This is a genomic window from Streptomyces luteolifulvus (assembly GCF_008806595.1).
GTDB classification, from domain to species: Bacteria; Actinomycetota; Actinomycetes; order Streptomycetales; family Streptomycetaceae; genus Streptomyces; species Streptomyces luteolifulvus.
Map to the genome: position 1 here is coordinate 1 of NZ_VZRB01000050.1, position 11,156 is coordinate 11,156.

Genomic DNA, 11,156 nt, shown 5'->3' on the forward strand with positions numbered 1-11,156 from the left:
TCGACCGCGTACTCGTCCAGCTCGGAGAGCAGACCGTCCACGTCGTCCCGGTCGACGGTCAGGTCATCGGCGAAGTGCCGGTCGCCAGTGGCGTCGGGCACGTACTTCACAGTGACAACGATCCTCAGACTCACAACTTGCTCCTGTTCTGACATCAATGGCCGCTGCGCTTCAGCCGCACGCGGTACGAGTAGTGCTCGGGGAGGAAGTGACTGATGGCCAGCTCCACGAGCTGACCTGCGACCGACTGGTAGACCCGGTCGACGCGCAGCAGCGCCCGCCCCGGTGCGCAGCCGAGGTGCCCGGCGATCTCGGGCGTGGCCTCCGCGACGGTGATGCTCTGCTCGGCTTCGTCGATCGGCTCGGGCAGCCGCTGGTCGAGCAGGCCGATGACCGTGAAGGCACTGGGCGCGCCCGCTTCGGTGAGTTCCGGGACGGACTCCAGCAGCCGGCCGACGGCGGGTGGCAGAAAGACGGCGGTGTGGCAGAACGCCGTTTCCTCGTGGCGCCGCAGGAAGGCCAGTTTGTGCACTTGGTCGGTATGCAGCCCCAGCCGGCCCGCTGCGTCGACGTCGACCCGCCGGTGCAGCGGTGCGACGAGGTCCATGCGGGTGTCGATGGACAGCCCCATCAGGTCGTCCACCGAGCCGAACTGGCGCAGATACTGCTCGTCGCGCGGCGTGGCGAACGTGCCGCGACCCGGCACCCGGTGGACCAGGCCCTCGGCGACGAGGTCCTGGAAGGCCCGTCGCACGGTCTGTCGGCTGACCTGGTGGTGGGCGGCCAACTCGGCCTCGGTGGGCAGCCGTACGCCCTCCGGGTAGTCGTGCCGCAGGATCGCCGCGCGCAGTTCACGGGCGAGACGGAGGTAGGTGCTCTCGCGAAGGGGTTGCTCGGCCATGGCGGTCCTCAGACGACGGCGTCGGCGCGCAGCGAGTCGATGTCGGCGCGGCTGTGGCCGAGTTCCGCGAGGATCTTCTCGGTGTGCTCGCCGACGGCCGGCACGGGGTCCATGCGCGCGGGCAGGCCCGCGAGGTCGGCCGGCGGCAGCAGTGCCTGCACCGTCGCACCCGGCACGGCGACCTCGCGCCAGCGGTCACGTGCGGCCAGCACCGGGTGGTCGAGGAACGCGGTGACGTCGTTGACGTCGGCACAGGCGATACCGATGGCCTCCAGGTTCTTCAGGATCTCGGCGGCGCCGGAGCGGGCGATGCGCTCGGCGACGATCGCATTGACCTCCTCGCGGTGGGCGACGCGGTCGGAACTGGTCGCGAAGCGTGGATCACCGGTCAGTTCCGGCCGGCCGAGGAAGTCCGCGCACAGGGCGGCCCACTCGCGTTCGTTCTGGATGGAGAACAGCACGTCCTTGCCGTCGGCGGCGGTGAAGGTGCCGTACGGCGCGATGGTGGCGTGCTGGGCGCCCAGGCGCGGGGGCTGGGTGCCACCGTGGCGGGTGTAGTAGGCGGGCTGGCCCATCCACTCCGCCAGCGCCTCGAACAGGGACACCTCCACCGGGTGCGCCCGGCCGGTGGTGGCGCGCGTGTACAGGGCGGTGAGGACGCCGCTGTAGGCGTACATCCCGGCGGCGATGTCGGCGACCGAGATCCCGACCCGGGCGGGCTCCTCCGCGGTTCCGGTCAGCGAGACCAGGCCGGTCTGGCACTGCACCAGAAGGTCGTACGACTTGCGGTCGGCCCAGGGGCCCGTTGTGCCGTAGCCGGAGATCGTGCACGGGACGAGGCGCGGGAAGCGGCCGGTGAGGGTGCCGGTGTCGAGGCCGAGGCGGTCGGCGGCGCCAGGGGCGAGGTTCTGGACGAAGACGTCGGCGCCGTCGAGGAGCCGGTCGAGGATCTCGCGGCCCCGCGGCGCCTTCAGATCAAGGGTCAGGGACTCCTTGGACCGGTTGAGCCAGACGAAATAGCTGGAGTGACCGTGCACGGTCGTGTCGTAGCGGCGGGCGAAGTCGCCGTCGCCCGGCCGCTCGACCTTGATGACGCGCGCGCCGAGGTCGGCGAGCTGCCGGGTGGCGTACGGCGCGGCCACGGCCTGTTCCAGGCTGACCACCGTGATCCCGGAGAGGGGAAGCTGCGGCAGGCTCATGCGGCCATTTGTACGGCCAAATCGAAGAGCCTGTCAACGCCGCTCTCCGCCCTGTCACCTCTGCTTTCCTGGTCAGCCGGGGTGTCTCGGTGAGGTACTTCACACCATGCCGGTGCTTTGTACGCCCCAATGGCGGCGTGTCGGCGACGGAGGGGTCAGGGCCGGCAGTCGGGATGGCACAGCACCATCACCGCGCGCGCGACGAGTTCACCGGCACCCCCGAGCTCCTGGCGGTAGCGGTCCGTCAGCTCCCGTACCGCAGCCATGAAGTCGGGGTCCACAGCACGGGCCCGGACGGGAGGAGGAAGCTCCCGCGCCATCGCCCGGCGACGTGCGAGGAGCGCGATGATCACATCGTCGAGACGCTCGATCTGCGCGTGCGACATCTGTGCCGCCGGGGCGACGTGGTTCGTCGTCACGAGGACCTCCGTTCTCGCGGGCGCTGTAACGCCCTTGGCAAGCCGTCCTTGAGCACACTGCCCGTCGCACTCGCCGGCGACTCCTCGGCAAACCTGTTGACCGCCAACGCCGTTGCGGCCGTATCGTCCGGACACACCCTCGGCCGCAAACGGCGGCCGGACCAGTACCGAGAGCGGAATCATGACCAGCCGGCGAACCACGACGACCCTTTGGCGCCCCACCGGACCGAAGGAGCTTGACCTCGTGCGCGAGCTGAACTGGCGCGCCTGGCCGCCCCGGCTGCCCGACCAGCCGATCTTCTACCCGGTCCTCAACGAGGACTACGCGATCAGGATTGCCCGGGACTGGAACGTCAAGCACGACGGTGCAGGCTTCGTCACCCGCTTCGAGGTCGAGTCGGACTTCCTCGGCCGCTACCCCGTGCGTCAGGCGGGCGGCGAGACGATCCTCGAACTGTGGGTGCCCGCCGAGGAGCTCGACGAGTTCAACGCCCACATCGTCGGCGAGATCCAGGTCGTGCACGAGTTCCGCTGAGCGCCGGGACCGCCCGCCCCGCGCCACGTGCCGCACCAAGAAGAGGCCGGAGCCCGACGGCTCCGGCCCCCTTCGCGTACTGGACGCCGATCAGGCGGCAGCGGCGGCGTTCGCGTGGCCGTGCAGGCCCGTGACGACCTCCGTCAGCTGGGTGACGATCTCGGCGTCGTCGGCCGGGTGGGTCTCGGCGAAGCGGACCACGGAGCTGGGGATGGAGAGCTTGAGGTCCTCGATCACCTTGCCGCCGGCGATGCCGACGGCCTTGCGGGCCTCGTCCTGCGCCCATACGCCGCCGTACTGGCCGAAGGCGGTGCCGACCACGGCGACGGGCTTGCCGTCGAAGGCACCGGCACCGTACGGGCGGGACAGCCAGTCGATGGCGTTCTTCAGGACGGCCGGGATGGTGCCGTTGTACTCGGGGGAGAAGAAGAGGAACGCGTCGGCGGCCCGGGCGGCCTCGCGCAGCTTGGCCGCGGCGGCCGGGACGGTGCCCTCGACGTCGATGTCCTCGTTGTAGAAGGGGATGTCGGCGAGGCCCTCGAAGAGCACCACGTCGGCGCCCGCGGGGGCGTGCTTGACGGCCGCCTCGGCGAGTTGGCGGTTGTGCGACCCGGCGCGAAGGCTGCCGACGAGCGCGAGGATGCGAACAGACATGGGAACTCCAAGGGGATGAAACACTGCCGTAAAGATCCGGACCGGGGTCCGTTTAATGTTCTAGCACCTTAACCGGACCGCGGTCCAGTTTCTTCCCGATGCTTTACGCTTGCTTCATGCCGGCCGCCCCGCAGCCCTTCCCGAAGCCCCAGCAGCCCGTCGAGGAGCTCGAGCTGCTGCAGCTCGGCACCGCGGAGGACCACCCGTGCCTGCGCGCCGACGCGGCACGCAACCGGGCCCGGCTTCTGGAGGCCGCCGCGCGCCTGGTGGCGGAACACGGAGCGGCCGGGGTGACCATGGAGGCGGTGGCCGCGGCGGCCTCGGTGGGCAAGGGGACGGTGTTCCGCCGCTTCGGCGACCGCAACGGCCTGCTGCTGGCGCTGCTCGACCACTCCGAGAAGAACTTCCAGGCCGCCTTCCTCGGCGGACCTCCGCCGCTCGGGCCGGGCGCGTCACCCGTGGAGCGGCTCCGGGCGTTCGGCCGTGCGCTGCTGTGCCGTTCGGCGGACGAACTGGAACTCCAGCTGGCGGCCGATCCGGGGGCGGACCGGCGCTTCTCCAACGCGCCCCGACGGTTTCTCCGCGGCCACGTCACCATGCTGCTGCGGCAGGCCGTCCCCGACGCGGACTGCGAGCTCCTCGCCCTGACGCTGATGGGGTACCTCGATCCCGCCGCGATCCACTATCTGACCAAGGGGTGCGGGATGCCGGTGGAGCGGCTGGAGGCCGGCTGGGACGATCTGGTCGCCCGGGTGACCTGTACCGAGCCGCCCTGCTGAGCTCCCGTCAGTCGTGGGCGGCGCTCCCGTCAGCTGTGCGCGGCGAACGCGTCGACCAGACCCTGCGGGGCATCCGCCCGGAACAACAGGACTCCGCTGCGCGCCGACTCCGCCGCGGCGGCCTCGCTGCGCGGGAACAGCCGCGCCTCGTAGGCGGTCGGGGCGGCCTCCGTGTCATCGGGATGCGCGGCCAGGGCGAGGCCCGGTTCGGGGCCGTCGAGCATGGCGAGGTTGGCGCCCTCACCGGCGAACGGCGACATCAGATGGGCGGCGTCGCCCAGCAGCGTGACGCCCGGTGTCCGGTCCCAGCGATGGCCGAACGGCAGCGCGTGGATCCGCCGCGGGACCAGGACGCCGTCCGCGTCGGCGATCAGGGCCCGCAGATGTCGAGCATTCCGCCCTGCACACGGGCGAGGGGGGAGGCGTCGAGTTCGAGGACGGCGGCCTCGATGCCGTGCACCTGCAGGACCCGGGCGAGGGTGAGGCCGCCGAGGCCTGCGCCCACGACGGTGATGGGGTGGTGGGTCATGTCGTACTCCCTGAGGTCAGTCGGGAACGGCCGTGTGCTCGATGCCGGTGATCAGGGTCCGGAACGCCCAGGACAGACGGGCCTCGGGCGGACCGGCCAGCAGGTCGCCGGCGAGCGCGGCGGTGTGCGGATGGGACTGCTCGGACGCGCCGTGCAGGGCGCGGGCCAGGGCGTCCCAGTCGTCCTGGGGGCCTCGTCCCCGGTGTGCTCGGCGGCTGTCGCGGTGGCGTGCTGCAGCAGGAGGTCCACGCCCCACGCGGCCTGGCGGGATGGGACGCCGCCCTCGGCGAGCAGGGCCAGCAGAGTCTCGATCAGGTTCAGGTGGTGGGGGCCGCCGGGGCGGGCCGTCAGGGCGGAGCGCGCGAGGCCCGGGTGCTCGAAGAGCATCGCGGTGTACGCGGTCAGGACGCTTTCCAGGCGCGCGCGCCACGAGCGCTCGGCCGGTGCCGGCCCGATCGTCCCGAGCAGTTCGTCGAGGACGGCCGCGTGCAGTTCCGCGGTGTTGCGGACATAGGCGTACAGCGAGGCCGGTCCGGTGTCGAGCTGCTGGGCCAGGCGGCGCATGGTGACCTTCTCAAGCCCCTCGGTGCGCAGGATCGCCACGGCCGCGACCACGATGCCCTCCCTGGTCAGGGCGGGCTTGGCGGGGCGCTCGCGGCGGCTGCGGGGGGTGTCGGGACGAGCTGTCATGCCATCCACCGTCACGAACGCATTCGCTCCGAACAAGTTCTTGACGAACATGTTCGGGCCAGGGTGTGCGTCAGGGCGTGCGTCAGCCCCTGTCCCCCGCTCCGCCAGCGGACCCCGGTTTCTGCCAAGATGCCGTACGTCATGGTGCAGATACCGAAAACGCCCGCGCCCTCGCCCCCCGCACCGCGCTCCGTCCCCACGAGCGCCGATGTGGCCCGGCTGGCCGGCGTCTCGCGCGCGACCGTCTCCTACGTCCTCAACAACACCAGCGCCGTCCGGATCAGCGAGCCCACGCGCCGCCGTGTGCACGAGGCCGCCAAGGAACTCGGGTACGTGCCGCACGCGGCGGCACGCAGCCTGCGCGCCGGGCACAGCCGTATGGTCCTGATGCCCGCGCCGTCCATTCCCGTCGGCCCGCTCTACAGCCGGTTCATCAACGAACTCCAGTGGGCCCTCAGCCGCCTCGACTACACCGTCGTGCAGTACGGCACGGTCGGACTGCACGGTGACGAGGCCGCCCGGGCCTGGGCCGAACTGCGGCCGGTCGCCGTGCTGGTGCCCGGCTCCGGCCTCGGCCCGCAAGGCGTCGCGGTGCTCAAGCGCTCCGGCGCACGGGCGGTCGTCACCCTCGGCCCGAAGTCCGTCGAGGGCGCCCACGCCCTGCTCATGAACCACGAGAAGGTCGGCCACTGCGCCGGAGCCCATCTGTACGCCCGCGGCCGGCGCCGTATCGGCGTCGTCGTGCCCGAGGAATCCGGCCTTGAGTTCTTCTCCCTGCCCCGCCTCGAAGGTGTGCGCCGCGCTCTGCGCGGCACGGATGCCACCGTGACCGAACTGCCCCTCGCCTACGAGGAGGAGGCCGCCGCGCGGCTCGCGGCCCGCTGGCGGGCCCTCGGCCTCGACGCCGTGTTCGCGTACAACGACGAGTACGCGATGCTGCTGATGCGCGCCCTCCAGGACCAGGGCGTCGCCGTCCCGGAGGACACGGCCGTCATCGGCGCGGACGACCTGATGCTCGGCCGGCTGCTCAGGCCCCGGCTCAGCACGGTCCACATCGAGCTGCCGTCCGGCCGCGACCTCGCCGAACTGGTCGACCGCACGGTGCACAACCCCGCCGCCGCGCCCGAGACGCACAAAGTGCTGGGAGCCACGGTGGTGCACCGCGACTCCAGCTGAACAACAACCAGGCAGCTACGGGGAGTCAGGCCTCGGCATCACTCACCGTTCTGTTCGGCCTTGGACTGCTGCGCCTCGACCGCCTTGCGGACCTCGTCCATGTCGAGCCCCCGCGCCTGGCCGATGACGTCCGTCAGGGCGGCCTCGGGGAGTGCGCCCGGCTGGGCGAACACGGCCACCCGGTCGCGGACGATCATCAGGGTCGGGATCGACTGGATACCGAAGGCCGCGGCCAGCTCCGGCTGCGCCTCGGTGTCCACCTTGCCGAACACCAAGTCGGGGTTGTCCTCCGCAGCCTTCTCGTAGACAGGGGCGAATTGACGGCACGGCCCGCACCAGGACGCCCAGAAGTCGATCAGGACGAAGTCGTTGTCCATGACCGTCTGGTCGAAGTTCTCCTTGGTGAGCTCCACGGTGCTGCTGCTCATGGCGTGATTCCCTCTTCCTGGTGTTGGGGCGAAGCCGCTGGCACAACGCCGCCGCCCTGGTACATATTCCGCGCGCGTACCCATGTGGCCAGCGCGTACACCACCCACCAGACTGGCCCCATGACGGAAACGGAAACCATCGCGTACGACGTCGTGGTGCTCGGGGCCGGGCCGGTGGGGGAGAACGTCGCCGACCGCACGCGCGCGGCAGGTCTTTCCACCGCGGTCGTGGAGAGCGAGCTGGTCGGCGGCGAGTGCTCGTACTGGGCGTGCGTCCCCAGCAAGGCCCTGCTGCGCCCGGTCATCGCCCGTGCGGACGCCCGCCGCGTGCCCGGACTGCGCCAGTCGGTACAGGGCCCCCTCGACACCGACGCGGTCCTCGCACACCGCAACTACTACACGTCCGACTGGCACGACGACGGCGCGGCCCAGTGGCTGGAGAGCATCGGGGCCGTGCTCTACCGCGGCCACGGCCGGCTGACCGGGCCGCGCACCGTGACCGTCACCGGCCAGGACGGCGCCCGGCACATCCTCACCGCCCGGCACGCCGTTGCCGTCTGCACCGGCAGCGACGCCGTGCTGCCCGACCTGCCCGGCCTCGCCGACGTGAAGCCGTGGACCAGCAGGAACGCGACCAGCGCGCAGGCCGCACCCGGTCGTCTCGTCGTGGTCGGCGGGGGAGTGGTCGCCACCGAGATGGCCACCGCCTGGCAGGCCCTCGGCTCGCAGGTCACCGTGCTCGTCCGGGGCAAGGGCCTGCTCAACCGCATGGAGCCCTTCGCCGGAGAACTGGTCGCCGAGGCCCTCACCGAGGCGGGCGCCGACGTCCGCACCGGCACCTCGGCCGAGTCGGTCACCCGCGAGAACGGCACGGTCGTGGTGGCCACCGACCAGGGAGACCGCATCGAGGCCGACGAGATCCTGTTCGCGACGGGCCGCGCCCCGCGCACCGGCGACATCGGCCTCGACACCGTCGGCCTGGAACCCGGCACCTGGCTCCCGGTCGACGACAGCCTGCGCGTGACCGGCAGCGACTGGCTGTACGCGGTCGGCGACGTCAACCACCGCGCGCTGCTCACCCACCAGGGCAAGTACCAGGCCCGCATCGCCGGTGCCGCCATCGCCGCCCGCGCCTCGGGCGTGCCGGTCCGGGAGTCGGACGCCTGGGGCGCCCATGCGGCCACCGCCGACCACCACGCCGTACCCCAGGTCGTCTTCACCGACCCGGAGGCGGCGGCCGTCGGCCTCTCCCTCGCGGAGGCGGAACAGGCCGGGTACCGGGTGCGGGCCGTGGACGTCGAGATCTCCTCCGCCTCCGGCGCGGGCCTGTACGCCGACGGCTACCGCGGCCGTGCCCGCATGGTCGTGGATCTCAACGGGGAGATCCTGCGCGGCGTCACCTTCGTCGGCCCCGGCGTCAGCGAGCTCATCCACTCGGCGACGATCGCGGTGGCCGGCCAGGTCCCGATCAGCCGCCTGTGGCACGCGGTACCGTCCTTCCCGACGATCAGCGAGGTGTGGCTGCGACTGCTGGAGGCGTACCGGGACAACTAGGGGGTGTCCTGATCAGCGGGGCAGCTCGAAGCCGAGCGATGCCGCCGCCTGCTGTGGCGTCGGCTGCGTCCACCACTGGGCCATGGCCTGGTTGGAGGACAGGGAGCGCAGTTCCGCCCGGTCGAGGTAGAGCGTGCCGTCGAGGTGGTCCGTCTCGTGCTGCACGATGCGTGCGGGCCACCCGGAGAACACCTCGTCCACCGCGCGGCCGTACTCGTCCTGCCCCGTCAGCCGCACCTCGGCGTGCCGCGCCACCACCGCCTGCCAGCCCGGCACGCTCAGACAGCCCTCGAAGAACGCGGCCCGCCCGGTGCCGACAGGCTCGTACGACGGATTGACCAGCACGCGGAACGGCTGCGGGACCCGCCCCCGGGCCACCCGCACCTCCTCCGACACGGGCGCCGGGTCCTCGACGACCGCGATCCGCAGCGGCACGCCCACCTGCGGCGCTGCGAGGCCCACGCCCGGCGCCGCGTGCATGGTGATGCGCAGGGCCGCCACGAAGCGCGCCAGCAGCATGTCGTCGAGCTGTCCGTCGAACGGCTCGGTCCCGCGCCGCAGCACCGGGTCGCCCGCCGCGACGACGGTCAACGGGCCGTCGGCGGCGAGGAGTTCCTCCACCTGCTCGGCCAGGGGCGCGCGATCACTCTGGGATGCCATCGCGCCAGCATGCCACGGAGCTCAGCGCTGACCGATTTCGCGTGTGGCCGCAGGTCATGTGAGGGCCCCGGGCACAGGGCAGTGCGGGCGTCCGGGCCCGGTTCCTGCGCGGAACCGGGCCCGAACGCCGTACGGCGGTGGTCAGAGCCGCTCGAAGTCGCCCGCGAGCGCCGAGGCGATACGCAGGTGCGACTCGGCCTCCTCGGGCCGGCCCTGCCGCTCCAGTGTGCGGCCGAGCATGAGCCGCGCGTACTGCTCCACCGGGTCGCGTTCGACGAGGACACGCAACTCGGCCTCCGCGCGGAGCAGTTGGGCCGAGTGGTAGTAGGAGCGCGCCAGCAGCAGCCGCGGCCCGGTCTGGTCCGGCGCCTCCTCGACCAGCCCGCGCAGGACGCGCGCGGCGGCGGCGTAGTCCTTGGCGTCGAAGAACATCCACGCGCGCTCCCAGCGCTCGGCCGGTGTTCCGTGGTCGTAGTACGTCATGTCCACTCCTGACCTCCTGCGGAGGACTGCAACCGCACCGGGTGGTTGAAAATTCCATCACCTGATGAGGGCGGCAGGCCGTCAGGGGTGACGAGGGGGCGTTGGACTGACGCGGAGGCCCGTACGGGGCTAGGTTGGGCCGTATGAGCAATCTTGATCGCGAGGCGGTACCCGCCCTGTGCGGCGGTCGGGGCTTCGTGGTGGCGGAGCCCGTGCGCGAACTCCTCAGCCCGCGCCGCGTCAAGCTAGGCGAGTCCACCGAAGTCCGCCGGCTGCTGCCCAACCTGGGCCGCCGCATGGTCGGCGCCTGGTGCTTCGTCGATCACTACGGTCCCGACGACATCGCCGACGAGCCCGGCATGCAGGTGCCGCCGCACCCGCACATGGGCCTGCAGACGGTGAGCTGGCTGCACGAGGGCGAGGTGCTGCACCGCGACTCCACCGGCAGCCTGCAGACGATCCGCCCGCGCGAACTGGGCCTGATGACCTCCGGCCGGGCCATCAGCCACTCGGAGGAAAGCCCCCGGCCGCACGCCCGGTTCCTGCACGGCGCCCAGCTGTGGGTCGCCCTGCCGGACAGCCACCGCCACATCGACCCGCACTTCCAGCACCACGCCCAGCTGCCTGTCGTCACCGCGCCCGGCCTCACGGCCACGCTGATCCTCGGCGACCTCGACGGAGCGACCTCGCCCGGGACGACGTACACCCCGATCGTCGGCGCGGACCTGGCCCTCGCACGCGGCGCCGACGTACGCCTGCCTCTGGAGCCGGACTTCGAGTACGCCGTGTGGTCCATGTCCGGCGAGGCCCATGTCGACGGCGTGCCGCTGCTGCCCGGTTCGATGCTCTACCTGGGCTGCGGCCGCGACGGACTGCCGCTGCGCGCGGAGTCGGACGCGGGCCTGATGCTCCTCGGCGGCGAGCCGTTCGAGGAGGAACTGATCATGTTCTGGAACTGGATCGGCCGGTCCCAGGAGGAGATCGAGCAGGCGCGCCAGGACTGGACGACCGGGACCCGGTTCGGGGAGGTCAAGGGCTACGACGGTGCTCCGCTGCCCGCTCCCGAGCTGCCGCCGCTGCCGCTGAAGCCACGGGGCAGGGTCCGCTGATCCGCGTACCGGCCGGGCCGGGTGAGCGAACGGATTTCCC

The 11,156-nt window shown here is 71.8% G+C and carries 13 protein-coding genes and 3 pseudogenes; 5 read left to right on the forward strand and 11 right to left on the reverse strand.

Going from position 1 to position 11,156, the window contains the following annotated elements; genetic code table 11:
• From F7R91_RS37995 to F7R91_RS38010, 4 genes and pseudogenes are all read right to left on the reverse strand, one after another.
• Nucleotides 1–134, reverse strand: a pseudogene (locus tag F7R91_RS37995) (electron transfer flavoprotein subunit beta); the annotation flags it as partial.
• Nucleotides 135–154: 20 nt separating this feature from the next.
• The gene (locus F7R91_RS38000) at nt 155–901 is read right to left on the reverse strand and encodes a GntR family transcriptional regulator (protein ID WP_150957888.1); all 747 of its coding nucleotides are present in this window, start codon (nt 899–901) and stop codon (nt 155–157) included.
• A gap of 8 nt (nt 902–909) precedes the next feature.
• Nucleotides 910–2,100: a CaiB/BaiF CoA transferase family protein gene (locus tag F7R91_RS38005; RefSeq protein WP_150957890.1), complete on the reverse strand. Its 1,191-nt coding sequence runs from the start codon at nt 2,098–2,100 to the stop codon at nt 910–912.
• A gap of 155 nt (nt 2,101–2,255) precedes the next feature.
• Nucleotides 2,256–2,519: a hypothetical protein gene (locus tag F7R91_RS38010; RefSeq protein ID WP_225321037.1), complete on the reverse strand. Its 264-nt coding sequence runs from the start codon at nt 2,517–2,519 to the stop codon at nt 2,256–2,258.
• Between the two features lie 181 nt (nt 2,520–2,700).
• On the opposite strand from F7R91_RS38010, the gene F7R91_RS38015 reads away from it, so the two are divergent.
• Nucleotides 2,701–3,054, forward strand: a complete 354-nt coding sequence (locus F7R91_RS38015; protein ID WP_150957891.1) for a hypothetical protein — start codon at nt 2,701–2,703, stop codon at nt 3,052–3,054.
• 90 nt (nt 3,055–3,144) lie between these two features.
• Here F7R91_RS38015 and F7R91_RS38020 read toward each other — a convergent pair whose 3' ends face one another.
• Nucleotides 3,145–3,708, reverse strand: coding sequence for an NAD(P)H-dependent oxidoreductase (locus F7R91_RS38020; RefSeq protein WP_150957893.1), 564 nt, complete (start codon nt 3,706–3,708; stop codon nt 3,145–3,147).
• A gap of 116 nt (nt 3,709–3,824) precedes the next feature.
• On the opposite strand from F7R91_RS38020, the gene F7R91_RS38025 reads away from it, so the two are divergent.
• A complete protein-coding gene (locus F7R91_RS38025; RefSeq protein WP_225321038.1) occupies nt 3,825–4,487 on the forward strand; it encodes a TetR/AcrR family transcriptional regulator in 663 nt (220 codons plus the stop codon).
• A 29-nt stretch (nt 4,488–4,516) separates the two neighbouring features.
• On the opposite strand, the pseudogene F7R91_RS38030 reads toward F7R91_RS38025, so the two are convergent.
• The 3 genes and pseudogenes from F7R91_RS38030 to F7R91_RS38040 form a co-directional block, all read right to left on the reverse strand.
• Nucleotides 4,517–4,870: pseudogene (locus F7R91_RS38030) on the reverse strand (FAD-dependent monooxygenase); the annotation flags it as partial.
• Nucleotides 4,858–5,016: an FAD-dependent monooxygenase gene (locus F7R91_RS44455; protein ID WP_150957898.1), complete on the reverse strand. Its 159-nt coding sequence runs from the start codon at nt 5,014–5,016 to the stop codon at nt 4,858–4,860. The gene F7R91_RS44455 and the pseudogene F7R91_RS38030, both read right to left, overlap by 13 nt.
• A gap of 16 nt (nt 5,017–5,032) precedes the next feature.
• Nucleotides 5,033–5,706: pseudogene (locus F7R91_RS38040) on the reverse strand (TetR/AcrR family transcriptional regulator).
• A 129-nt stretch (nt 5,707–5,835) separates the two neighbouring features.
• On the opposite strand from F7R91_RS38040, the gene F7R91_RS38045 reads away from it, so the two are divergent.
• A complete protein-coding gene (locus F7R91_RS38045) occupies nt 5,836–6,882 on the forward strand; it encodes a LacI family DNA-binding transcriptional regulator (RefSeq protein WP_150957900.1) in 1,047 nt (348 codons plus the stop codon).
• A 38-nt stretch (nt 6,883–6,920) separates the two neighbouring features.
• Here the strand turns inward: F7R91_RS38045 and trxA are convergent, their stop codons facing one another.
• The gene (gene trxA / locus F7R91_RS38050; protein WP_150957902.1) at nt 6,921–7,310 is read right to left on the reverse strand and encodes a thioredoxin; all 390 of its coding nucleotides are present in this window, start codon (nt 7,308–7,310) and stop codon (nt 6,921–6,923) included.
• Between the two features lie 120 nt (nt 7,311–7,430).
• Between trxA and F7R91_RS38055 the strand changes: the two genes are divergently transcribed.
• A complete protein-coding gene (locus F7R91_RS38055; RefSeq protein ID WP_150957904.1) occupies nt 7,431–8,864 on the forward strand; it encodes a dihydrolipoyl dehydrogenase family protein in 1,434 nt (477 codons plus the stop codon).
• A gap of 12 nt (nt 8,865–8,876) precedes the next feature.
• On the opposite strand, the gene F7R91_RS38060 is transcribed toward F7R91_RS38055, so the two are convergent.
• Together F7R91_RS38060 and F7R91_RS38065 are read right to left on the reverse strand one after the other, a co-directional pair.
• Nucleotides 8,877–9,524, reverse strand: a complete 648-nt coding sequence (locus F7R91_RS38060) for a peptide deformylase (RefSeq protein ID WP_150957906.1) — start codon at nt 9,522–9,524, stop codon at nt 8,877–8,879.
• A gap of 141 nt (nt 9,525–9,665) precedes the next feature.
• A complete protein-coding gene (locus F7R91_RS38065; protein ID WP_150957908.1) occupies nt 9,666–10,013 on the reverse strand; it encodes a tetratricopeptide repeat protein in 348 nt (115 codons plus the stop codon).
• 137 nt (nt 10,014–10,150) lie between these two features.
• Here F7R91_RS38065 and F7R91_RS38070 point away from each other — a divergent pair, with 137 nt between their 5' ends.
• Complete coding sequence (locus F7R91_RS38070) at nt 10,151–11,116, forward strand: pirin family protein (protein WP_150957910.1); 966 nt, start codon at nt 10,151–10,153, stop codon at nt 11,114–11,116.
• Nucleotides 11,117–11,156: the final 40 nt, after the last annotated feature.

Coding starts and splice junctions, on each gene's coding strand:
- F7R91_RS38005 (WP_150957890.1), bottom strand. CDS start 2,100: ATGAGCCTGCCGCAGCTTCCCCTCTCCGGGATCACGGTGGTCAGCCTG.
- F7R91_RS38070 (WP_150957910.1), top strand. CDS start 10,151: ATGAGCAATCTTGATCGCGAGGCGGTACCCGCCCTGTGCGGCGGTCGG.
- F7R91_RS38000 (WP_150957888.1), bottom strand. CDS start 901: ATGGCCGAGCAACCCCTTCGCGAGAGCACCTACCTCCGTCTCGCCCGT.
- trxA (WP_150957902.1), bottom strand. CDS start 7,310: ATGAGCAGCAGCACCGTGGAGCTCACCAAGGAGAACTTCGACCAGACG.
- F7R91_RS38015 (WP_150957891.1), top strand. CDS start 2,701: ATGACCAGCCGGCGAACCACGACGACCCTTTGGCGCCCCACCGGACCG.
- F7R91_RS38045 (WP_150957900.1), top strand. CDS start 5,836: ATGCCGTACGTCATGGTGCAGATACCGAAAACGCCCGCGCCCTCGCCC.
- F7R91_RS38020 (WP_150957893.1), bottom strand. CDS start 3,708: ATGTCTGTTCGCATCCTCGCGCTCGTCGGCAGCCTTCGCGCCGGGTCG.
- F7R91_RS38055 (WP_150957904.1), top strand. CDS start 7,431: ATGACGGAAACGGAAACCATCGCGTACGACGTCGTGGTGCTCGGGGCC.
- F7R91_RS38025 (WP_225321038.1), top strand. CDS start 3,825: ATGCCGGCCGCCCCGCAGCCCTTCCCGAAGCCCCAGCAGCCCGTCGAG.
- F7R91_RS38060 (WP_150957906.1), bottom strand. CDS start 9,524: ATGGCATCCCAGAGTGATCGCGCGCCCCTGGCCGAGCAGGTGGAGGAA.
- F7R91_RS44455 (WP_150957898.1), bottom strand. CDS start 5,016: ATGACCCACCACCCCATCACCGTCGTGGGCGCAGGCCTCGGCGGCCTC.